Here is a 22,704-nt window from a genome sequence, read left to right on the forward strand (position 1 = left end):
CCGTCAGCCGTGCCGGGCGCCGATCCAATGCAGTAGGTCGTGCACGATCTCGTCCTCGAGCCGGTAGCTCACTGCGCGGCCCACCCGGGTGGAGCTCACCCAGCCCTGCTGCCGCAGCACCCGCAGCGCCTGCGACACCGCGTTCTCCGACCGGCCCAGCACCGAGGCGAGGTCGCCGACGTTGATGCCGGGCGCACGGTGCAGGACGAGCAGGATCTCCAGCCGATGAGGGTCGGACAGAAGGTCGAAGCGCTGCGCCCAGCCCGGGGTGTCGACGTCGGCGAGCGCCGACGAGGCCCGCCGCACCACCGCCTCGACCCCCGCGTGGCCCCCTGCTTCCGCCATCGTTCAAATCTAACCCCCCGGGCATCCGGATTGGCCGCGATGACGTCTGTGTTTGCGGTGCTGGTCGATTCATCTCAGTCCAGGAATCCGTGTAGAAGCGTGGCCGAGCCCTCGACGTGCGCCCGCATCGCCGCTGCCGCTCCTTCGCCGTCGCCGGCGAGAATCGCCATCACGATCGCCTCGTGTTGCTCGTCGGAATGGGCGATGTTGCGCGGCAGCAACGGAATCTGGTCGAGCAGAGCGTTCAGCCGCATCCGGTTCTCGGCCAGCAGCGGAACCAGCGACGACGATCCGGCGGCTTCCGCGATCGCCAGGTGCAGCCGTGAGTCCAGTCGCCGATAGTCCTCGGGCGCGGCAGCGCGGACGTCGGCCAGCCGCGTCCACAGCACCTCCCGTTCGGCAGCGGTCAATGTGCGGTTGGCGGCCATCCGCGCCGCACCGACCTCGAGGATTTCTCGCAGCCGCAGTGCGTCGTCGATCTCCGCGCGCGTGACGTCATCGGTATCGCCGGTGTGGTTCGGCAACGCGTCGGACAGGAAGGTGCCCCCGTAGCGGCCCCGCCGTGAGACCAGGTAACCGGCGTCGGCCAGCGATTTGATGGCCTCACGCACGGTGTCCCGGCTGACACCGAGCTTGGCGGCGAGCTCGCGTTCGGGCGGCAACGATTCGCCCGGCGCGAGCATCCCGAGCCGGATGGTCTGCAGCAGCCGCCCGACGGTGTCCTCGAACGCGTTCCCGGGCCGCACCGGACGCAGCAGAGCATCGCCTGCCAGCGGTACGTCCGGATCAGCGGTCATGACGGTCCTACAGCGGAGTCACGTACGCCGAGCTGATACCGCCGTCGACGAGGAACGACGAACCGGTGATGAAAGATGCGTCGTCGCTGGCCAGGAAGGCAACCGCGGCAGCGAGTTCCTCCGGTTCGGCGAACCGGCCGACGGGCACGTGGACCAGACGCCGCGCCGCGCGCTCGGGGTCCTTGGCGAACAGCTCCTGCAGCAGCGGGGTGTTCACCGGGCCCGGGCACAGTGCGTTGACGCGAATCCCTTGACGCGCGAACTGCACACCCAGTTCACGCGACATCGCGAGCACCCCTCCCTTCGAGGCGGTGTATGAGATCTGCGAGGTGGCCGATCCCATCACGGCAACGAACGACGCGGTGTTGATGATCGAGCCCTTCTGCTGCGGAACCATGTAGCGCAGCGCCGCCTTGCAGCAGAAGAAGACCGACTTGAGGTTGATGTCCTGCACGCGCTGCCACGCGTCGATGCCGGTGTTCTCGATGAGGTCGTCCTCGGGCGGGCTGATGCCTGCGTTGTTGAACGCGATGTCCACCGAACCGTGTGTCTGCGCCGCGGTGTCGAACAGCGCATCCACCTCGACCTGGTCTGAAACATCCACCTGGACAAAGGTTCCGTTGAGATCGTCCGCGACGGTCTTACCCGTCTTCGGATCGATATCGCCGATGACGATGGTGGCACCCTCGGCCGCCATCCGCTTGGCACTGGCCAGTCCGATGCCGCTGGCACCGCCGGTGATGACGGCGACCTTGCCTGCCAGTCGCTGGGTCAAATCCATCACGCATCTCCGATCGCGATAAAGACGTTCTTGGTTTCGGTGAATGACAAGGGTGCATCCGGTCCGAGCTCGCGCCCCAATCCCGACTGCTTGAAACCCCCGAACGGTGTGTTGTACCGGACCGACGAATGCGAATTCACCGACAGGTTCCCGGCTTCCACCGCCCGCGATACGCGCAAGCCCCTCGACAGATTGTCAGTCCAGATCGATCCCGACAAACCGTACGGGGTGTCGTTCGCCAACGAGATCGCGTCGGCCTCGTCGTCGAACGCCAGCACCGTCACCACCGGCCCGAAGATCTCGTCAGTGACCGTGCGATCGGTGCGCTGTGGCGTCAGCACGGTCGCCGGGAACCAGAACCCCGGTCCCGAAGGGGCATCGCCCCGGAATGCCACCGGTGCGTCGTCGGGCACATACGACGCGACCGTCTCCCAATGCGCTTTGGACACCAACGGGCCCATCTCCGTGGCCTTGTCGCTCGGATCCCCGACGACGACACCCTTGACCGCCGGCTCCAGCAACTCCATGAACCGGTCATAGACATTGCGCTGCACCAGGATTCGGCTGCGTGCGCAACAGTCCTGACCGGCGTTGTCGAACACGCTGTACGGGGCCGTCGCGGCGGCCTTCTCGAGGTCGCAGTCGTCGAACACGATGTTGGCGCTCTTGCCGCCCAGTTCCAGCGTCACCCGCTTGACCTGCGCGGCCGCACCGGCCATCACGCGGGTGCCGACCTCGGTGGAACCCGTGAAGACGATCTTGCGCACATCGGGGTGCGTCACGAAGCGCTCGCCCACCACCGAACCCTTGCCCGGCAGCACCTGGAAGAGGTCGGCGGGCACCCCGGCCTCGGCGGCGAGCTCGCCCAGCCGGATGGTGGTCAGCGGTGTCCACTCCGCCGGTTTGACCAGCACCGCGTTACCGGCCGCCAGCGCCGGGGCGAAACCCCACGAGGCGATGGTCATCGGGAAGTTCCATGGAGTGATGACACCGACGACACCGAGGGGTTCGTTGAACGTGACGTCCAGCCCACCCGCTACCGGAATCTGCTTGCCCGCCAAACGTTCCGGAGTCGCCGAATAGAACTGAAGAACATCACGGACGTGACCGGCTTCCCATTGCGCGTTGCCGATCGGGTGTCCGGAGTTGGCAACCTCCAACGCGGCCAGTTCGTCCACATGCGCATCGACCGCCGCCGCGAAGTCGCGCAACGTAGCGGCCCGTTCCGCGGGCGCGCGGCGCGCCCAATCACGTTGGGCCGCCTTGGCGCGCGCGACGGCGTCATCGACGCCGGCCAGTTCGGTCTGCTCGACGGTGCGCAACAACTCCTCGGTGGCGGGGTTGATCACATCGCTTGCGGTCACGCGTTCACACGTCCTCTCCGATAGGCAGCGGCGGCGTCGACGACGCCCGCGAACAGCCGTAGATCGTCAAGCCGTTCCTCGGGGTGCCACTGCACCGCCAGCATCCATTTGTCTGGCTCGGTCGCCGGGTCGAGCTCCACCGCCTCGATGACACCGTCGGTGTCCTGCGCGGCCACGATCAGACCCGCGCCGAGCCGGTCGATGGCCTGGTGGTGATAGCACTGCGCGTCCGACGACTCGCCGATCAGCGCGGCCAGCCGGGTCCCGGGCACGGTACGCACCGACGAGGTCGTGAACACTGCGTTGCCCTGCTGGTGGCGCGTGTGGCCGAGCACGTCGGGCAGGTGCTGGTGCAGCGTGCCGCCCATTGCGACATTGACCACCTGCGCGCCACGGCAGATCCCCAGGACGGGCATGCCGCGGCGTAATGCGCCTGCCAACAGCGCGAACTCGAATGCGTCGCGTAACCGGGTGTCCTCCACGGGCTCGTCGGTAGCAAGATGACGCTGTTGTCCATACGTGCCGGGATCGACATCCCGCCCCCCGGTGATCACCAAGCCGTCGAGTCCGTCCAGTACGCGCTCGGCGATGTCGGCGTCGACGGGCTGTGGTGGCAGCAGCGTGGAGATGCCGCCCGCGAGCGCGACGGCTTCGAAGTAGATCGCAGGCAGGAAGCTGGCCCGTACATCCCACACCCCGGTCTGTGCCTTCTGCAGATACGTCGTCAATCCCACTACCGGCCGGTGTCTAGAGCCGCTCAAAGCCCCGTACCCTCTCCCAATCGGTCACCGCACCGTTGAACGCCGTCACCTCGATGCGGGCGTTGTTGAGGTAGTGGTCGACAACGTCGTCTCCGAACGCCGAACGCGCGATCTCGGACTTGTCGAACAACTCCGCCGCTTCGGCCAGCGTGGTCGGCAGACAGTCGGCCCCGCTGGTATAGGCGTTGCCCTCCAAGGCCTCCGGCAACTCCAGTTCCTGCTCGATTCCGTGCAGGCCACCCGCGATCAGCGCCGATACCGCGAGGTACTGGTTGACGTCGCCGCCCGGCGCCCGGCATTCCACCCGCATACCGTGCCCGTGACCGACCACGCGCAGCGCGCACGTCCGGTTGTCCATTCCCCACGCGATCGCAGTCGGCGCGAAGCTGCCAAGGGCAAACCGCTTGTAGGAGTTGATATTCGGCGCATAGAACAGCGTCAGCTCGCGCAGGGTGGCCAGCTGACCGGCAATGAAGCTGCGGAACATCGGCGACATACCGAGGTCGTCGTCCGGATCGGCGAACACCGCGCTGCCGTCGTCGCCCCGCAGCGATATGTGGATGTGGCAGCTATTGCCTTCGCGCTCATCGAATTTGGCCATGAAGGTCAGGCTCTTGTCGTGCTGGTCGGCGATTTCCTTGGCGCCATTCTTGTAGATGGTGTGGTTGTCGCAGGTGACTCGGGCGTGGTCGTAGCGGAACGCGATCTCCTGCTGCCCGAGATTGCACTCGCCTTTCACGCCCTCGCAGTACATACCTGCCCCCTCCATGCCGAGCCGGATGTCGCGCAGCAGCGGCTCCATCCGGGTCGAGGCGTGCATGGCGTAGTCCACGTTGTAGTCGGTGGCGGGCGGCAGTCCGCGATAACCGGCGGCCCAGGCCTGTCGGTACCCGATGTCGAACACCATGAATTCCAGCTCCGTGCCGACATACGGCACCAGGCCGTGCTCAGTGAGCCGGTCGATCTGGCGGTTGAGAATGCTTCGGGGCGCCTGGGTGACCGGCTTGCCGTCCGTCCATGAGAGGTCGGCCATCACCATCGCGGTGCCGGGCAGCCAGGGCAGCAGCCGCAGGGTGGTGAAGTCCGGCGTCATCACCATGTCTCCGTAGCCGGTCTCCCAGCTGGAGATCGCGTAGCCGTCGACGGTATTCATGTCGACATCGACGGCGAGCAGATAGTTGCAACACTCGGCGCCGTGCGCGGCGACGTCCTCGACGAACAATCGCGCAGAAACCCGCTTGCCGGTGAGCCGGCCCTGCATATCGCAGAACGCGACGATAACTGTGTCGATCTCGCCGTCGCCGACGAGGCTCTCAAGCTCGGCTTGCGACACCAGGCCGGGTTGACTGCCCATTGCTGCACTCCTCACCAGACGACGGATTCCACGGTCAAGTCAACCATTGGTCGACGAGTTGGCGCGCATTCCGCGGCAATATGCGCGAAAATCGCACTCCAAAGGTAGGACATCAGACCAATGCCGATCTATTGTCCCTAGGCAGTGAGCCCGCATCCACCGCGTTGGGCTGCCGCCACGTTCGTAAAGGAGAAGGCAATGCCAGAGGGTCACGAACAGCTCGACGACGACGAACGCCACCTCGCCAGCCTCGGCTATACGCAGGAGCTGAACCGGTCGTGGTCCGGTTTCTCCAACTTCGCCATCTCGTTCTCGATCATCTCGATTCTGGCGGGCTGCTTCACGTCATTCGGCCTCGGCTGGAACAACGGCGGCCCGGCCGCGATCGCGTGGGGCTGGCCGATCGTGTCCAGTTTCATCCTCGTCATCGGCTTGTGTATGTCCGAGCTCGTTTCTGCATATCCGACGTCCGGCGGAATCTATTGGTGGGCAGCAAAACTCGGCGGCCCCAAGGCCGGTTACTACACCGGCTGGCTCAACCTGGTGGGTCTCATCGCCATCCTGGCCTCCGTCGCCTACGGCAGTGCCACGTTCCTGGACCTCACGCTCGGCACATTCAGCGAGACCTGGCTCGAGGGCTACAGCTTGACCAGGACGTTCGGCTTGTTCGTGATCATCCTGGTGATCGTCGCGACCATCAACATCTTCTCCTCGCATCTGCTGGCCGTGATCAACAACATCTCGGTGTGGTGGCACGTCGCCGGTGCGGCGATCGTCATCGGCATCCTGTGGCTCATTCCCGAGCAGCACGCGAGTTTCTCGACAGTGTTCGCCACCACCGTCAACAACACCGGGTTCTTCGGCGGCGCCAACTCGGGTCTGTATTTCCTGCTGTTCGTGCTGCCGATGTCGGCCATCCTGACGCAGTACACGATCACCGGCTATGACGCATCGGCTCACCTCTCCGAAGAGACCAAGAGCGCGGCCAACGGTGCGGCCAAGGGCATTTGGCGGTCCATCTTCTACTCGGCGATCGGTGGCTGGATCCTGCTGCTGACGTTCCTTTTCGCGGTTCAGGACGTCGACGGCGTCACGGCAGGCGGCGGCGCGGTGGCCACAATCTTCACCCAGGCGATGGATTCCAAGTGGGTCGCCGTCGTGCTGCTGATCTCGACCGCCGGGCAGCTGTTCTGCACCACCGCGTGTCAGACGAGCGCGTCGCGCATGCTGTTCGCGTTCAGCCGTGACCGTGCGGTTCCGGGGCATCAGCTGTGGTCGAAGGTCAGCGCCAAGAAGGTGCCCGCCAATGCGGTCATGGTCACTGCGGCCATCGCGGCGATCATCACGCTCCCCGCCCTGGTCGAGGTGGACATCAACGGCGCCCCGGTGCCCATCGCGTTCTTCGCGGTGGTCTCCATCGGCGTGGTCGGCCTGTACCTGTGCTTTGCGGTGCCGATCTACCTGCGCTGGCGGATGGGCGACGAGTTCCAGGTGGGCCGGTGGAACCTGCGCGGCCACTACAAGTGGATGGCCCCGGTGGCGATCCTCGAGATCATCATCACGTCGATCATCGCGATGTTCCCGACGTCGATCGGTGGCACGCCGTGGGATCCCAGCTTCGAATGGAAGTACGTCAACTACACGCCGCTACTGGTCGGTGGCGTGCTGATCCTGCTGTTCATCTACTGGCACGTGTCGGTGAAGAAGTGGTTCACCGGGCCCATCAAGCAGGTGGACGAAACCGGCGAGCAGCTGGAGGGTGTCTCCTAGCTCACACCGCGCTGAGGTGACGGCACGTTTTCAACATCGTCAACTGGGGTAATGTCCCTGGCGTGTGCGGAGCCACCGGAGAGGTGCGTCTCGACGGCCAAAAACCTGATGTCATCGCGGTCTCGGCCATGGCCGAAGCCATGGCGCCCCGAGGTCCCGACGGTGCCGGTGTGTGGTCGCAGGGCAGGGTTGCGCTCGGCCATCGACGCCTGAAAATCATCGACCTGACCGAAGCCGGGGCACAGCCCATGGTCGACTCGGAGCTCGGGCTGTCCATTGCCTGGAACGGCTGCATCTACAACTACAAGGAGCTGCGGCAGGACCTGGTCGGCCGCGGTTACCGCTTCTTCTCCACCAGCGATACCGAGGTTCTACTCAAGGCCTACCACCATTGGGGCGACCGGTTCGTCGACCACCTCAAGGGCATGTTCGCGTTCGCGATCGTCGAACGGGACAGCGGCCGGGTGCTGCTCGGCCGTGATCGGCTGGGCATCAAGCCGCTGTACATCACCGAGGACGCGTCGCGCATCCGGTTCGCGTCGTCGCTTCCGGCACTACTCGCCGGTGGTGGCGTCGACACGCGCATCGATCCCACTGCGCTGAACCACTACCTGTCCTTCCACTCCGTGGTTCCGCCGCCGCGCACGATCCTGCGTGGCGTGTCCAAGGTGCCGCCCGCGTCGCTGCTCGCGATCGAACCCGACGGCCGCCGCATCACGACGACGTATTGGGAGCCCGACTTCACGCGGCGTGCGGAGACGGCTGACTGGTCCGAACGTGACTGGGAGGACGCGGTTCTCGCGTCGTTGCGCCTCGCCGTCAAGCGCCGCCTCGTCGCCGACGTACCGGTAGGCTGCCTGCTGTCTGGCGGCGTCGACTCCAGTCTCATCGTCGGGTTGCTGGCCGAGGCAGGCCAAACCGGCCTTTCGACGTTCTCGATCGGGTTCGAGTCGGTCGGCGGCGTGCAGGGTGACGAGTTCAAGTACTCCGACATCGTCGCCGAAACCTTCGGCACCGACCACCATCAGATCCGGATCGGCACGGACCGAATGCTGCCTGCGCTCGACGGCGCGATCGGCGCCATGAGCGAGCCGATGGTCAGCCACGACTGTGTGGCCTTCTATCTGCTCAGCCAGGAAGTGGCCAAGCATGTGAAGGTAGTGCAGTCCGGTCAGGGCGCTGACGAGGTGTTCGCGGGCTATCACTGGTATCCGCCGATGGCCGACGCGACATCGCTGGACAGCGCGGTGGCCAGCTACCGCGCCGCGTTCTTCGACCGCGACCTCGACGGCGTCGGCGGACTGGTCACGCAGGATTATCTCGCCGACAGCGATGCGAGCGGGCAGTTCGTCACCGAGCGGTTCTCCCGCCCCGGCGCCGAGACCGGCATCGACCGCGCCCTGCGGCTCGACACCACCGTCATGCTGGTCGACGATCCGGTCAAGCGCGTGGACAACATGACGATGGCCTGGGGTCTCGAGGGCCGGGTCCCGTTCCTCGATCACGAACTCGTCGAGCTGGCGGCCACCTGCCCTCCCGAGCTGAAGGTCGCGCACGACGGCAAGGGCGTGCTGAAAGAGGCGGCCAGGAGGGTGATTCCCGCGGCGGTCATCGACCGTCCCAAGGGGTACTTCCCCGTCCCGGCGCTGACTCACCTCGAAGGGCCCTACCTGGACATGGTCCGCGATGCGTTGTACGCACCGGTGGCCAAGGAGCGCGGGTTGTTCCGGCCCGACGCCGTCGACCGTCTGCTCGCCGACCCGAATGGACGGTTGACTCCCCTGCGTGGCAACGAGCTGTGGCAGCTGGCCCTGCTCGAGCTGTGGCTGCAGCGACACGGCATCAACGGGTCGGCGGCGTGACGACCTTGGACCCCGACAACACCGAAGCGATCACGCTCGGCCTGCACGACGCGTCGCCGCAGCACCTCGTCGACGCGATGGCCGACGATGTGGCCGTCGAAATGGGCTGGGGCCGACTGATATTCGGTCAGACGTTCGCGGACCCGGCCAGGCTCGCCGAGGTCCTGCGGCAGGAAGGTCCCGGCCGTCGCGACATCTGCATCTACGCCCGCGAGCCGCACGTCCTCGTCTCGATGGCGCCCGCCGAGTTGTTCATCGACCCCAGCCACACCTATCGGCTGAGGTTCACCGGCGACGAAGAGCCCCCGGCGGCTCCCCCAGGATTCACCGTCCGCCCGCTCGAGCGGGCGGAAGAAGCCGACGAGATCAACCGCGTCTACATGCGATGCGGGATGGTGCCCGCACCCGTCGAGGTGCTGTGGGACAACAGCGAACAGTGTGATGCGCTCGACTATCTGGTCGCGGTCCGTGACGACGACGGCTCAATCCTGGGCACCGTGACCGGTGTCGACCACAAGCGGTTGTTCGACGACCCCGAGAACGGTTCGAGCCTGTGGACGCTGGCCGTCGACCCGACCTCCAGCCTGCCCGGCGTCGGCGCCGCGCTCACCCGCATCCTCGCTGCCCTCTACCGCGAACGGGGCCGGGCGTACATGGATCTGTCGGTGGCCCATGACAACAGCGCCGCCATAGCTCTGTACGAAAAGCTGGGATTCGAGCGCGTCCCGGTGATGGCCGTGAAGCGCAAGAACGCGATCAACGAGCCGCTGTTCACCCATCCGCCCGAGACCGTCGACGATCTGAACCCCTATGCGCGGATCATCGCCGATGAGGCGATGCGTCGCGGGATCTGGGTCGAGGTGCTCGACGCGGAGGCAGGAGAAATGCGACTGTCCCACGGCGGGCGTAGCGTCATCACGCGAGAGTCGTTGTCGGAGTACACCTCCGCGGTGGCGATGGCGCGCTGTGACGACAAGAGGCTGACCCGGCGCCTGGTATCCGAGAACGGGATCCAGGTCCCCAAGGGACGCTTGGCCACGTTCGACGAACATGACCACGCCTTCCTCGACGAGGTCGGCGATGTCGTGGTCAAACCCACCCGCGGAGAGCAGGGCAAGGGCATCACCGTCGGCGTCAGCGGCGGCGAGGAACTCGACTCCGCCCTCGCACGGGCGCGCCAAGAACACCCGGCGGTGTTGATCGAACAGCGCGCCCCCGGCGACGACCTGCGTCTGGTGGTGATCGACGGCAAGGTCGTGGCCGCCGCGCTACGCAAGCCGGCCGAGATCGTCGGCACCGGCCACCACACGGTGCGCGAACTCATCGAGGCCCAGAGCAGGCGACGGTCGGCCGCGACCGGCGGTGAATCCCGCATCCCGCTCGACGACGTCACCGAGGCGACGGTCGCCGAGGCCGGCTACTCGTTCGACGACGTGCTCCCCGAGGGGCAACCCCTACGTGTGCGCCGGACGGCGAACCTTCATCAGGGCGGCACAATCCACGATGTGACGGCGACTGTGAACCCGCAGCTGTGCGAGGTCGCAGTGACGGCCGCTGCCGCCATCGGCATCCCGGTGACGGGTGTCGACCTCTTGGTTCCCGATGTCACCGCGCCGGATTACGTGTTCATCGAAGCCAACGAACGACCCGGGCTGGCCAACCACGAGCCCCAGCCCACCGCAAAGGCTTTCGTCGACTTCCTGTTCCCGGGCAGTCCCGCGCTTCCGCAGGCCTGGACCCCGGACGAACCGCCCACCGGCTAGACCTACCAGGTGCTGGTGCGCATGACGATCTCGGCGGCGAGTTGCGCCGTGGACTCCTGGGCGTTTCGCCGGCCCAGCAGCTCGACCATCCGGTAGTCGCCGTACACGTAGCGCTGGCTCGCTTTCGCGACGGCGCGCGCGGCGGCCGTGCTGACCAACGCGGTGGTGTTCATTTCCACGGGCGGACAATCGCCGTCGCGGATCACTCCGGTGAGATCGGCGACGCGCGGGTGGCCGCGGTCGATGACCACCAGCCCGATGAACCGGTCCAGCCGAGTCGCCGCGAGCTCCCACGCCAATTCACCGCCGACGCGATCGCCGACCAGCAACGCCCATTTCACTTCGAGCGCATCAAGGACGCCGATCACCGACGTGGCGGTCAGCCGCGGGTCCGGGGCGATGACCACCGTTCGCAGTGACGCGGTGTGCAGCCGTTGGCACACCGCGTCGTACGCGGCAAGGGCATGATGGGCAGCGCCGAGCACCACGACGACAGACCCCTTTTCGGGACCCGCAACGTTGACGGACACGCCGATGCCGTCGACGGTGACCGTGGTGGGCGGCATTCGGCCACGCTACAGGCCGGTCACCAGGCAGCGGGTCGTTTTACGCGTCGAGAGAACGCCGACATCACGCCGATCGCGCGCGGTCGGCCTGCTTTGTTGTGATATCCAGAAACGTCTGCGGCAGCGAGCCTTTGACGGGGATCGACGGATCAGGTGTCGGAAACGCGACGCCGAATACCGCAGTGTCCCCGATGTTCTCGAAGGAGAAGTAGACGCTGTCCTGTGTCTCGCCCAACTTCATGGTCTGCTCGAACACCAGCGCGTCGGCCCGCGGCGTCTGCATTCTTGTGGTCGTCATCGGGATGCCGGGGGTCGACGGATCGAAGAACGTCTCGAACTTCGCGCACCGATCGGCCTCCGCAGCCAACCCCTCGAGATCCAGTCGCCATGTCAACACCGTGATGACCATGCGCGCACCGTCGTAGGCGACGAGGTACTCCGCCGCGCTGCCCGGGCCGCGTTCGGCGGACTCGGCGATCACCCGGGTCAGGCCGTCCGCGCAGCCTTTTGGTCGCGACAGCATCGCGGGCGGCGCGCCTGCGCCGTCTCCCTGGCCGGGCTCACGGGTGATGCGTTCGTACTGCACACCCTCCGGGAAGTCGGCCGGGGTCAGCACCACCTTGTCGAGTCGGGCACCGGGCCAGGTCGCCGTGCCTGCGATCGGATGCGCGCAGCCGCCCACGAATAGTGCCGTGGCGACGAAGACCAGTACCTTGCGCCAGGTCATGGGGTCAGCCTAGTGGCGATCGACGGAAGTTTCGGGGATGGCCCGTGCTCCAGCAGGGCGATCACGGCGTCGACGTCCACGTGGCTGGTGATCAGGTCGGCCATCAAGTCGAGTTGTGCGTCGCGGCGTGCGCGGACATCGACGTCGTCGGCGACCACGAATCCGTTGCGGCCCGCGGCGGCCGCGGCGGCCGCGAGCCATTGCCGCCGCACGTCGTCGTTGTCGAGCAGACCGTGCCAGTGGGTGCCGTAGACGGCGCCGCGGCGAATCCCCACCCCGAGCCAGTCGTCCTCGGTGCCACGGCTGACACGGCCGTGGTGAATTTCGTAGCCCCGCATCGGAGCTTCGTGATGACGCAGGGTCTTGTCGGGGGCGAACTCGATGTCGGCGTCGAGCATCGCGAGCCCGTCGACGCGGCCCGCCCGTGATTCCACCGTGTCGTCGATGCGCCGGCACAGCATCTGGAATCCACCGCAGATGCCGAGCACAGATCTGCCGAGCCGGGCGTGGGCCACGATCGCGTCGGCCAATCCGCGCTCGCGCAACCACGCCAGGTCGGCGACGGTCGCCTTGCTGCCGGGCAGCACGATGACATCCGCGTCGGCCAGGTCGGCGGGGTCACTGGCCCAGCGCACCAGCACGCCGGGTTCACAGGCCAGCGCCTCGACATCCGTGGAATTGGAGATGCGCGGCAGCCGGACCGCCGCCACCCGCAGCCAATCCTGTCCGCGTGGGGTCTGCGGATCGCCGACCACGCGATGCGCGAGCACCGAGACGGAATCCTCGGCGTCGAGCCAGAGTCCGTCGCTGTGTGGGATGACGCCGTAGGTCGGTCGGCCGGTCAGGTCGTGCAGCGCGGTCAGCCCCGGAGCCAGAAGCGCGGGATCGCCGCGGAACTTGTTGACCACGAATCCGCAGATGAGTCGCTGGTCTTCGGGTTCGAGCACCGCGACCGTGCCGTACAGATGGGCCAGCAACCCGCCACGATCGATGTCGCCGACGATCACGACCGGAAGCTCGGCGGTACGGGCCAGTCCCATATTGGCGATATCGGTTGCCCGCAGATTGACCTCGGCGGGCGAGCCTGCACCTTCGACGATCACGGCATCGAAATCGTCTCGCAACGCGTGCAATTCGTCGGCCACCACGGCAGCCAGCCGCTCACGGTGCATGAAATAGTCCTTGGCTGACACGGTGTCGACCACGCTGCCGCGGACCACCAGCTGCGAGGTGCGGTCGCTGCCCGGCTTGAGGAGCACCGGGTTGAAGCGAACGCTTGGCGCCAGACCCGCCGCCCTGGCCTGCATGGCCTGGGCGCGGCCGATCTCGCCGCCCTCGATCGTGACCGCCGAGTTGTTCGACATGTTCTGCGCTTTGAACGGCGCGACGCGAATGCCCTTGCGGGCCAGCAGTCGACATAATCCGGCGACGACCATGGACTTACCGGCGTCGGAGGTGGTGCCTGCGATCAGCAGCGCGCCCGCCGTCGAACTCACAGCTGGGTCAGGATCTCGGCGCCGTCGTCGGTGACCACCAATGTGTGCTCGAACTGCGCGGTCCACTTCTTGTCCTTGGTGGCCACGGTCCAGTCGTCGTCCCAGATCTCATAGTCCAGCGCGCCGAGGTTGATCATCGGCTCGATCGTGAACGTCATACCGGGTTCGAGCACCGTCTGCACGGCGGGCTGGTCGTAATGCAGGACTACCAGACCGTTGTGGAACGTGGTGGCGATGCCGTGACCGGTGAAGTCGCGAACGACGTTGTAGCCGAAGCGGTTTGCGTACGACTCGATGACGCGGCCGACGACCGACAGTGCGCGGCCCGGTTTGACGGCCTTGATCGCCCGCATGGTGGCCTCGTGGGTGCGTTCGACGAGCAGCCGGTGCTCCTCGGACACGTTGCCTGCCAGGAAGGTCGCATTGGTGTCGCCGTGCACGCCGTCGATGTAGGCGGTGACGTCGATGTTGACGATGTCGCCGTCCTCCACCACGGTCGAGTCGGGGATGCCGTGGCAGATGATCTCGTTCAGCGACGTGCAGCAGGACTTCGGATAGCCCTTGTAGCCCAGCGTCGACGGGTAGGCGCCGTTGTCGATCATGTACTCGTGGGCGATGCGATCCAGTTCGTCGGTGGTGACGCCCGGTGCGACAGCCTTACCCGCCTCGGCAAGCGCCGCCGCCGCGATCCGCCCGGCGACGCGCATCTTCTCGATCACCTCCGGGGTCTGGACCCACGGCTCGCTGCCCTCTTGCGCCGTCGACTTGCCCACGTACTCGGGGCGGACGATCGAGCGGGGCACCGGCAGCGTCGGTGACACCACGCCGGGACGAAGGGCGGTACGGACGGGCATCTTGCCAGGATAGTCGGCGAGGGTCGTGGCCTGCTCGACGTGCAGGGCGGAAAGCGCTGACCGCACTCGGTCGGGCAGCGATCCGCTGTGCACCAGCCAGTCGTCGAGCGCGATCCGCACCGACGCCATCGCCATCGCGCCGATGAGCCGTGGCCGCGGATCGTCGGCCGACAGGTCGCCGAGGCGTGGTGCCACCAAGTCGGCGATCGCCGCCTCGTATCGCAGGTAGATCTGCAACGTCCACGCGCTCAGCGCAGGCGAGGACCGCGTCAGCGTCGCCAGCTCGCGAACCTGCCCGCTGATGCCCTCGAAACCGTCCCCCAGGTCGGCGAATGCCGCCACCACGGCTCCGCCGGCCGACAGGTGGGCGGGCTGTCGGGCGATCGCCGCGGTGATCGCATCCAGCCAGCGGGTTGTCATCCCTTCGGCGACGGCGTCCTCTTTGGAGCTGAAGTACCGGAAGAACGTGGCACGCCCGACCTCGGCCGCTGCCGCGATCTGTTCGACGGTGGCCCCGGCCAGGCCGAACTCGGAGACTCGCGCCGCTGCGGCCGTCGCGATCCGGGCCCGTGTGGCCCGCCGCCTGCGGACGGTCAAACTTTCCCGGGGTTTCCCTGGTGAGACGACGTCCATGATGAGACTATGTCTCACCATGGACACCGTTGGCAACGGCACCGCGCCGAAAACCCTGGAATCCTGGCTGTTTGTCCAGCAGGTTCTGGCCGATCTCACCCAGACCGTGACCGAGGACGCGATCGACGAACGGGAGTTGATCGAGGGTCTTGCGGTCGTGGCAAAGGTGACCGGGTTGTGCGCGGAGCTCTCCGTGCAGGCCGATTCCGAGCGACCGCAGTTCTTCGACATGTGCTCGGACACCCGGATGATCGGGGGGCCCAACCCTGACGGCCGGTACCTGCTGGCGATGATCCGGGGCGACCGCGCCTACCGGGTGACCGGAACGCGCGGGACCACCGCCTACCTCGGTCTGCAGGTGCTCGCGGGCACGGGTCTGACCCCCCGCCGCATGTCGGGCTACGTCAGCGACACCGACCTGGCGCTCGAGTCGGGATCGTTCACGCTCGTGTTCTCGGCCGCCGAGCCGCCGCCCGCCGTCCTCGGCACGGCACGGTGGGTGCAGATTCCCGCGGACGCCTCGTCGATCGTCGTTCGCGAATACGTCGCCGATCCCGCCACCGAGGAACCCGCGACTCTTCACATCGAACCCCTCGACCCCGCACCGCTGGGCGCCATCACGGACGCCGACGCGGCGGCACAGTTCAGCGCGATGGGGTGGACCATCGCCAAGCTGTCGACGATGCATCGCACGATCAAACCCGAACTGTTGACACAACCGAACGTTCTCGTGACCGCGGCCGCCGCCGAGCTCGGCGGCGCCGACACCACACCGGACAACCTGTACATGATCGGCACCTTCGGACTCGAACCCGACGAGTCGCTCGTCCTCGAATTCCGTCCGCCCGACACCCGGTACTGGAACATCACGCTGGAAAGTATCTGGCACGAGTGCCTGGAGCCCAGGCATCGCCACAGCTCCGTCACGAACAAGGGGCTGGCGCCAGACGCCGACGGCGTTGCGCGAATCTCCATCGGCGCCAAGGACTCCGGGCATGGGCACTGGCTGGACACCGGTGGCCGGCGCCGCGGCTTCGTCATCCTCCGATGGCTCGACAACCCCGAACCACCCGACGTGCAGACCACCGTCCGTCGCGGAGGGAGAACGTCGTGAGCGCCGAACACTTCCAGCCCGATCTGCTCGTCGAGCACGCGTGCGAACTGGCGGACAGCGACGACTTCGGTGGCGATGACAGCTGGCGCGAAGGGCTGGCGCTGCTGTGCGACGGCCTCGTATCCGAAGCGCGTCTGTCCGATCTGGGCGTCGAGATCGCGGTTTCAGATCTTCTGCGCCCAATGGTCAACAGGCTGCAGATCACGAAGTGGCGCAAGGAGAATCCCGACGTCGCGACACAGCCCATCAGCAGGCCGATCTTCATCGTCGGGCAGCCACGGACGGGCACCACCATCCTGTTCGACCTGCTCGCACAGGACCCCGATCTTCGGCCGCCGCTGACATGGGAGGTGGACAACCCGCTCCCCCCGCCCCAACTCCAGACGTACGACACCGATCCGCGCATCGCCGAAACGCAGGCGAGCATCGAGATGTCCGAGCAGATCGTTCCCGGGCTGATGGCGTTCCACCCGATGGGGGCACTCGTCGGCCAGGAGTGTGTGCGGATCACCGCCGGACAGTTCGCCAGCATGATCTTCTCGGTTCAGTACCGGCTGCCGACCTACTACAAGTGGCTGCTGTACGACGCCGACCACCACCCGGCCTACAGCTACCACCGAAAGTTCCTGCAGCACTTGCAGTCCGGCGTACCCGGACAATGGCTGCTGAAGTCACCTGCACATCTGTGGCAGCTCGACGCGCTCGTCGCCGAGTATCCCGACGCGCTGATCGTGCAGACCCATCGCGACCCGCTCAACGTCATCTCGTCGATCAGCGCACTCACTCACCATCTTCGCGGGCTCGCTTCCGACGACAGTTCGATTCCCGAATGCGCCGGTCAGTCTTGCGAGGAGATCGTGGTGGGACTCGAACGCGGTATGAAGCTGCGCGATTCGGAGGCGCTGGCCGCGCATCGGATCGTCGATGTGCAGTTCGCCGACTTCATCCGCGACCCATTCGCCACCATCCGCGGGCTGTATACCGAACTCGGACGCGAGCTTTCACCTGTTGCCGAGGACAACATGCGCGCGTTTCTGGCCGCTCATCCCGGCGATGGCGGTGGCAGCCGGTACACGTGGAGCGATACGGGTCTGGACGCAGGTCTGGTGCGTGAGCAGGTGCGCGGCTATCAGCAGCGGTTCGGCGTGCCCGACGAACCGCTCAAGTGATCCGGCCGAACCGCAGACCCTTGCGCGGGCCGCGGATGTCCACCGACCCGCACACCACCTTGCCGGTCAGGATGACGTGTGGCGTGCCTTCGGCGGGTGCGTCCTTGCGGTGATCGTGGGCGCTGCCGACGACCACCTCGACATCGTCGATCGATGCGCTGGCGCCGTCGGGCAGCCGAAGGTCCAGCCCACCGAACTTCAGGTCGAGTTCCACGACGACGATCGATCCCGCGAACCGCGCCTTGGTCAGGTCCAGGTCGACCGAGCCCATCCGCCGGTGCAGCGCCAGCCGCGTCGGCACGATCCACTCCCCCTGGCGCTTAAGCGAACCGAGCACACCGCGCAGTTCCACCCGATCTGTTGCCGTCGTGACGATCGCACCCGGTCCCGGCAGATCACCGACGAGAGTGTCGAGGTCGGTGTGCAACCGGGCACTCGACACCCGCGCCGAGCGCTCCTCGAACTCGTCGATGTCGATCAGCCCGAGGGCGACGGCGTTGTGCAGCCTGCGCAGCGTTCCGTTGCGATCCGCATCCGAGACGCGCATCGCGGCGTGATCGTCGAGCCCTGTCATAACGGTTCAACGGTACCTTCGCGTCCGCCGCCGATCGAACCGCGTTGGCTCAGGCCAGATAGCCGTCGGGCAGCGAGTCGAACATGGTTTTGAGCATCCGCACCGCGTACTCCGAGGACCCGCCCCCGACGATCAAGGCCGCGAAGGCCATATCGCCGCGGTAGCCGGCGAACCACGAGTGTGAGCCGCCCGCGAACTCGGCCTCACCGGTCTTGCCCCGCACGTCGCCCGCGTCCTGCAGATCCTTGGCAGTGCCGTTGGTGACGACCAATCGCATCATCGGTCGCAGGGCGTCCAGAATCTTGGGGGTGATCGGTGTCTGGTCGCCGGTGATCTCCGTCTGCCGACCCTCGATGAGTTGCGGCACAGGCGTTTTGCCGGCTGCCACGGTCGCGGCTGCCATCGCCATACCGAACGGGCTCACCACCACCTTGCCCTGCCCGAAACCGTCCTCGGTGCGCTCGGCAAGGTTCACCGTCGGCGGCACCGAGCCGGTCACCGTGGGCAGGCCCTCGATCACGTAGTCCGTCCCGATGCCGTATTTCGCGGCCGCCTGCGTCAGTCCACGCGGCGGCATCCGGCTGGCCAGTTCGGCGAAGGTCGTGTTGCACGAGCTAGCGAACGCCCGCGACATCGGCACGGTGCCGAGGTCGAAGCCCCCGTAGTTCGGCACGGTGCGATGGCCGATGTCCATGCTGCCGGGGCACGGCAGCAACGTGTTGGGGGTGGCCATGTCGCGCTCGATCGCGGCGCCGGCCGTGACCATCTTGAACGTCGACCCCGGCGGGTAGAGGCCCGTGGTCGCGAGCGATCCCTGCGCATCGGCCGAGGAGTTCTGCGCGACGGCGAGGATCTCGCCGGTCGACGGTTTGATCGCCACGATCATCGCCTGCTTGCCGGTGGTGTTGACCGCGTTCTGGGCGGCGTCCTGCACAGCCCGGTCGAGGCTGATCGTCACCGACGGCGCGGGTTGTCCGGGCACCTCGTTGAGCACGTCGACGTCGACGCCGTTCTGGTTGACGCTGACCACCCGCCAGCCCGCCTGACCGTCGAGTTCGCCGGACACCGCCTTCTTGACCTCGTTGACGATCGCCGGCGCGAATGTCTCATCGGTCGGCAGCATTTCGGGTTGAGGAGTGATGACCACGCCCGGCATTGCTCCGATCGCCGCGGCCACCCGATCATGGTCGGACTGGCGGAGCGTGATCAGGTACATCGGCTGTTTCGAGGAACTGGCCTGCTCGGCGAGGCGCTGCGGATCCAGCGTGTTGTCGAACGGCCGCAACGCGTCGACCACAGCACGCGAGGTCGTCATCAGTCCCCCGCCCGCCGCCTGGGCGTCCAGCGCGACGCTGTACAGATAGCCGGGCACCAGCACGTCGGTACCGCCGCGCTCGTTCACCGAGGCTCGCCCGGGCTGGTCGGCGCGCAGTGCCAGGGTCTGGTTCTCGCCGAGCTTGGGATGCACCGCGGTCGCGTTCCAGCGCACTTCCCATTTGCCCTCGTTGCGGACCAGGTTCAGCTGCCCGTCGTAGGTCCAGGTGCGGTTCTTGGGCAGATGCCAGGTGTAGCGGTAGGTGACGCTGCCGGTGTCCTCGGCGTACTTCGAGTTCAGGATCTGCGCGTCGAGCGAGGAGGCCTGCAGTCCCGCCCATGCGTCGTTGAGCGCCTGTCGCGCATCAGCGGGCCGGTCGCTCAGCTCAGAGGCGGCCGCGGTGTCTCCGGTGACCAATGCCGCGAAGAACTGCTCGGCCGTCGGCTCGGGTCCGTTGGGTTTGGGGGTACACGCTGTGACCGCCCCGAGGGTGATGGCCACCGCCGCGACCATCAGGAGCGCCAAAGCACGTGATGCTGAAGTTGCCATTGAGGCAGATGTTACGAATTCGAGACCCCAACATCAGGGAGGCGCGCACGAAATCCACGTTTTGCACACAAAGTTCGAGAGCCGGCCTGCGAAACGTTGATTTCGACGGGTGTCAGGACCCCGCTGCCGGTGTGCGCACCACCAACGGCACGGCCGGGAAGTAGGCGGCCAGCTCCGAGCGCGACTTGCGAAGCACAGCAGTGCCGTAGCCCTGCTTGCGGTAATCGGGGTGGATCCAGATCCTCACGTTGACCTCGCCGGAGATCAGATCGCCGAAGGCCATGCCGATCTTGCGCGAACCGTGGATGGCGACCAGCCACGCCGCGTCTTCTGCATGCACGCGGTCCAGCCCGGCCCGGATCTCGTCCTCGAGGTCCCCGGCGGGCTCTCGCGAACCGTCACCCGCCTCCTGCACATCGGCGGTGCGGGCGGCGAAGATGTCGCGATCGTCGTCCGCGGCGAACGGACGCAGCACCATGCTGTCCACCGAGCTGGCCGGCTCGCCCATGGTGAAGCTCAGCTGATTGTTCAGATCCTCGAGTTCGGCGCGGATCCTGCGTCGTGCGACCTTGGTCAGCCGGTCGAACGACAACCGCAGCACGGCTTCCGCGGCGACGGCCGATGTGCCGAGATGGCTTGCGATCGCCTCGATCGCGGCGTCGTAGTCCTCGGCGTCCACGACGACGTCGAGGAGTTCATGGCGGCGCTCGAGCGCTCGAACCAAGGTGTCCGCGATCTCGCGGCGCGCAACCCGGGGGTCCTCATCGGTCATGCCCCAGAGCGTAGCCACCCGAGAATCAGTCGAGCAGAACGGTCGCGAACGTGCCGACCTGAGTGAAGCCGATCCGGTCGTAGGTGGCCCGGGCGACGGTGTTGAAGCCGTTGACGTACAGGCTCGCGGTACGCCCGCCGCGCACCACCGCATTCGCGAGCGTCGCCGTGCCCGCGGTCCCGATCCCGCGGCCCCGCCAATCGGGATGCACCCACACACCCTGGATCTGGCCGACCGACGGCGACTGGGACCCCACCTCGGCCTTGAAGACCACCTGGCCACGCTCGAACCGGGCCCACGCGCGGCCTGCGGCGATCAAACCCGCCACCCGACGGCGGTACCCGCGGCCGCCGTCACCGATACGCGGGTCGATGCCGACCTCGCCGATGAACATGTCGATCGCCGCGACCAGATAGGCATCGAGTTCGTCGGCGCGCACCTGGCGCACGGCCGGGTCCGTCGCACAGACAGGTGGGGTGCTCAGCGCCATCAACGGTTGGTGCTCGCGCACGTCACGGGCCGCACCCCAGGCGGGCTCGAGTCGCTGCCACAACGGAAGCACCATCTCGGCCCGGCCCACCAACGACGAACAGCGCCGCGCGGTACTCATCGCCTTGTCGGCGAAGGCGTACATATCGTCGGTGCCACCGCGCAGCGGAATCAGATTCGCCCCTGCGTAGCAGAGAGATTCGGTCGGTCGCGCACGGGTCCACAGCTCGCCGCCGATCGCCGCCGGCTCGATTCCGTGCTCAACGACCCGCGAGGCGACCATGCAGGCGCCGACCGGATCCTCGTCGAGCACGCGATACACGTCGCCGGCCTCGCGCACCACAGAGACCCGTCGCTCATCGACGCGGCGAAATAGCGGCGGAGCCGACATGGAGACTCTTTCTAGCCGTTCCCGGGCGGTGCGGTGACCCCTGTTCGATGTCGCCGCCGGAGCGGCTCCGTGCTCACAGGGCCATGCTCAGCTTACGGTCACAATCGGCGAACCGCTTGCGTCTGATTCCGGCGATGTCCCCATTTCTTCGGCGAGTCGCAACGCTTCTTCGATCAGCGTCTCGACGATCTGCGCCTCCGGCACCGTCTTGATGACCTCACCCTTGACGAAGATCTGGCCCTTGCCGTTCCCGGACGCCACGCCGAGGTCGGCTTCGCGGGCCTCGCCGGGTCCGTTGACGACGCAGCCCATGACCGCGACACGCAGCGGAACCTCCATGCCCTCGAGCCCTGCGGTCACCTCGTTGGCCAGCGTGTAGACGTCGACCTGCGCGCGCCCGCATGACGGGCACGACACGATCTCCAGGCCACGCGGGCGCAGGTTCAGCGATTCGAGGATCTGGTTGCCGACCTTGATCTCTTCGGCGGGCGGCGCGGACAGCGAGACGCGGATGGTGTCGCCGATGCCCTTGGACAGCAGCGCGCCGAACGCGACGGCGGATTTGATGGTGCCCTGGAATGCCGGCCCGGCCTCGGTGACGCCGAGGTGCAGCGGGTAATCGCTCTTGGACGCCAGCAGTTCGTAGGCGGCGACCATGACGACGGGGTCGTTGTGCTTGACGCTGATCTTGATGTCGCCGAAGCCGTGGTCCTCGAACAACGAGGCCTCCCACAGCGCGGACTCGACCAGCGCCTCCGGAGTCGCCTTGCCGTACTTCTCCATGAAACGCTTGTCCAAAGACCCGGCGTTGACGCCGATGCGGATCGGAATGCCTGCTGCCCCTGCCGCTTTCGCGACTTCCTTGACCCGGCCGTCGAACTCCTTGATATTGCCAGGGTTCACGCGCACGGCGGCGCACCCCGCGTCGATCGCGGCGAAGATGTACTTGGGCTGGAAGTGGATGTCCGCGATGACGGGGATCTGCGACTTCTTCGCGATGGCCGGCAGCGCATCGGCGTCCTCTTGGCGCGGGCAGGCGACGCGCACGATGTCGCAACCCGACGCGGTCAGCTCGGCGATCTGCTGCAGCGTCGAGTTGATGTCGTGCGTCTTGGTGGTGCACATCGACTGCACTGCGATCGGATAGTCGCTGCCCACGCCGACGTCGCCCACCATCAGCTGGCGCGTCTTGCGGCGTGGTGCCAGGGTCGGCGCCGGTGGCGCCGGAATCCCCAGACCGATAGAGGTCATGGTTCTC

Annotated in this window: 20 protein-coding genes and 1 pseudogene; 5 read left to right on the forward strand and 16 right to left on the reverse strand. The window is 66.7% G+C overall.

The window, feature by feature from the left end; all coding sequences use genetic code 11:
• Positions 1–3: 3 nt before the first annotated feature.
• The 6 genes from AB4Z42_RS05565 to AB4Z42_RS05590 all read right to left on the reverse strand — a co-directional run bounded on the left by AB4Z42_RS05565 (position 4) and on the right by AB4Z42_RS05590 (position 5,402).
• Positions 4–345: an ArsR/SmtB family transcription factor gene (locus AB4Z42_RS05565; RefSeq protein WP_442008154.1), complete on the reverse strand. Its 342-nt coding sequence runs from the start codon at positions 343–345 to the stop codon at positions 4–6.
• A gap of 74 nt (positions 346–419) precedes the next feature.
• Complete coding sequence (locus AB4Z42_RS05570; RefSeq protein WP_442008155.1) at positions 420–1,142, reverse strand: FadR/GntR family transcriptional regulator; 723 nt, start codon at positions 1,140–1,142, stop codon at positions 420–422.
• A 7-nt stretch (positions 1,143–1,149) separates the two neighbouring features.
• Entirely contained in the window at positions 1,150–1,926 is a 777-nt protein-coding gene (locus AB4Z42_RS05575) for a 3-oxoacyl-ACP reductase (protein WP_442008156.1), read from the reverse strand.
• Positions 1,923–3,287 (reverse strand): aldehyde dehydrogenase family protein, encoded by a 1,365-nt coding sequence (locus AB4Z42_RS05580; protein WP_442008157.1) that lies wholly within the window; start codon positions 3,285–3,287, stop codon positions 1,923–1,925. Before AB4Z42_RS05580 ends, AB4Z42_RS05575 begins: the two co-directional genes overlap by 4 nt.
• Positions 3,284–4,048, reverse strand: a complete 765-nt coding sequence (locus tag AB4Z42_RS05585) for a gamma-glutamyl-gamma-aminobutyrate hydrolase family protein (RefSeq protein WP_442008158.1) — start codon at positions 4,046–4,048, stop codon at positions 3,284–3,286. The genes AB4Z42_RS05580 and AB4Z42_RS05585 overlap by 4 nt, the downstream gene beginning before the upstream one ends.
• On the reverse strand, positions 4,035–5,402 hold the full coding sequence (locus AB4Z42_RS05590; protein ID WP_442008159.1) for a glutamine synthetase family protein: 1,368 nt from the start codon (positions 5,400–5,402) through the stop codon (positions 4,035–4,037). Before AB4Z42_RS05590 ends, AB4Z42_RS05585 begins: the two co-directional genes overlap by 14 nt.
• 198 nt (positions 5,403–5,600) lie before the next feature.
• On the opposite strand from AB4Z42_RS05590, the gene AB4Z42_RS05595 reads away from it, so the two are divergent.
• The 3 genes from AB4Z42_RS05595 (at position 5,601) to ngg (ending at position 10,797) form a co-directional block, all read left to right on the forward strand.
• On the forward strand, positions 5,601–7,172 hold the full coding sequence (locus AB4Z42_RS05595; protein WP_442008160.1) for an amino acid permease: 1,572 nt from the start codon (positions 5,601–5,603) through the stop codon (positions 7,170–7,172).
• Between the two features lie 62 nt (positions 7,173–7,234).
• The gene (locus AB4Z42_RS05600; protein WP_442008161.1) at positions 7,235–9,034 is read left to right on the forward strand and encodes an N-acetylglutaminylglutamine amidotransferase; all 1,800 of its coding nucleotides are present in this window, start codon (positions 7,235–7,237) and stop codon (positions 9,032–9,034) included.
• The gene (ngg, locus tag AB4Z42_RS05605) at positions 9,031–10,797 is read left to right on the forward strand and encodes an N-acetylglutaminylglutamine synthetase (RefSeq protein WP_442008162.1); all 1,767 of its coding nucleotides are present in this window, start codon (positions 9,031–9,033) and stop codon (positions 10,795–10,797) included. The genes AB4Z42_RS05600 and ngg overlap by 4 nt, the downstream gene beginning before the upstream one ends.
• 2 nt (positions 10,798–10,799) lie before the next feature.
• Here the strand turns inward: ngg and AB4Z42_RS05610 are convergent, their stop codons facing one another.
• From AB4Z42_RS05610 to AB4Z42_RS05630, 5 genes and pseudogenes are all read right to left on the reverse strand, one after another.
• The gene (locus AB4Z42_RS05610; RefSeq protein WP_442008163.1) at positions 10,800–11,363 is read right to left on the reverse strand and encodes an alpha/beta fold hydrolase; all 564 of its coding nucleotides are present in this window, start codon (positions 11,361–11,363) and stop codon (positions 10,800–10,802) included.
• A 64-nt stretch (positions 11,364–11,427) separates the two neighbouring features.
• Positions 11,428–12,090, reverse strand: a complete 663-nt coding sequence (locus tag AB4Z42_RS05615; protein WP_442008164.1) for a hypothetical protein — start codon at positions 12,088–12,090, stop codon at positions 11,428–11,430.
• The gene (locus tag AB4Z42_RS05620) at positions 12,087–13,586 is read right to left on the reverse strand and encodes a cobyric acid synthase (protein WP_442008165.1); all 1,500 of its coding nucleotides are present in this window, start codon (positions 13,584–13,586) and stop codon (positions 12,087–12,089) included. The genes AB4Z42_RS05615 and AB4Z42_RS05620 overlap by 4 nt, the downstream gene beginning before the upstream one ends.
• Complete coding sequence (gene map, locus AB4Z42_RS05625) at positions 13,583–14,440, reverse strand: type I methionyl aminopeptidase (RefSeq protein WP_442008838.1); 858 nt, start codon at positions 14,438–14,440, stop codon at positions 13,583–13,585. Before map ends, AB4Z42_RS05620 begins: the two co-directional genes overlap by 4 nt.
• A 54-nt stretch (positions 14,441–14,494) precedes the next feature.
• A pseudogene (locus AB4Z42_RS05630) lies at positions 14,495–15,094 on the reverse strand (acyl-CoA-like ligand-binding transcription factor); the annotation flags it as partial.
• Between AB4Z42_RS05630 and AB4Z42_RS05635 the strand changes: the two are divergent.
• The gene (locus tag AB4Z42_RS05635; protein WP_442008166.1) at positions 15,093–16,187 is read left to right on the forward strand and encodes a DUF1214 domain-containing protein; all 1,095 of its coding nucleotides are present in this window, start codon (positions 15,093–15,095) and stop codon (positions 16,185–16,187) included. The pseudogene AB4Z42_RS05630 and the gene AB4Z42_RS05635 overlap by 2 nt on opposite strands.
• Positions 16,184–17,356 (forward strand): sulfotransferase family protein, encoded by a 1,173-nt coding sequence (locus AB4Z42_RS05640; protein WP_442008167.1) that lies wholly within the window; start codon positions 16,184–16,186, stop codon positions 17,354–17,356. The genes AB4Z42_RS05635 and AB4Z42_RS05640 overlap by 4 nt, the downstream gene beginning before the upstream one ends.
• Here AB4Z42_RS05640 and AB4Z42_RS05645 read toward each other — a convergent pair.
• From AB4Z42_RS05645 to ispG, 5 genes are all read right to left on the reverse strand, one after another.
• The gene (locus AB4Z42_RS05645) at positions 17,349–17,930 is read right to left on the reverse strand and encodes a DUF1707 SHOCT-like domain-containing protein (RefSeq protein WP_442008168.1); all 582 of its coding nucleotides are present in this window, start codon (positions 17,928–17,930) and stop codon (positions 17,349–17,351) included. The two genes, AB4Z42_RS05640 and AB4Z42_RS05645, sit on opposite strands and share 8 nt — an antisense overlap.
• 49 nt (positions 17,931–17,979) lie before the next feature.
• Entirely contained in the window at positions 17,980–19,794 is a 1,815-nt protein-coding gene (locus AB4Z42_RS05650) for a penicillin-binding transpeptidase domain-containing protein (RefSeq protein WP_442008169.1), read from the reverse strand.
• Between the two features lie 112 nt (positions 19,795–19,906).
• Positions 19,907–20,566: a GNAT family N-acetyltransferase gene (locus AB4Z42_RS05655; RefSeq protein WP_442008170.1), complete on the reverse strand. Its 660-nt coding sequence runs from the start codon at positions 20,564–20,566 to the stop codon at positions 19,907–19,909.
• 25 nt (positions 20,567–20,591) lie between these two features.
• Positions 20,592–21,446, reverse strand: coding sequence for a GNAT family N-acetyltransferase (locus AB4Z42_RS05660; RefSeq protein ID WP_442008171.1), 855 nt, complete (start codon positions 21,444–21,446; stop codon positions 20,592–20,594).
• A gap of 87 nt (positions 21,447–21,533) precedes the next feature.
• On the reverse strand, positions 21,534–22,697 hold the full coding sequence (gene ispG / locus AB4Z42_RS05665) for a flavodoxin-dependent (E)-4-hydroxy-3-methylbut-2-enyl-diphosphate synthase (RefSeq protein WP_442008172.1): 1,164 nt from the start codon (positions 22,695–22,697) through the stop codon (positions 21,534–21,536).
• Positions 22,698–22,704 lie beyond the last annotated feature (7 nt).

The sequence above is a fragment of the Mycobacterium sp. 2YAF39 genome (assembly GCF_052114565.1).
GTDB lineage: Bacteria > Actinomycetota > Actinomycetes > Mycobacteriales > Mycobacteriaceae > Mycobacterium.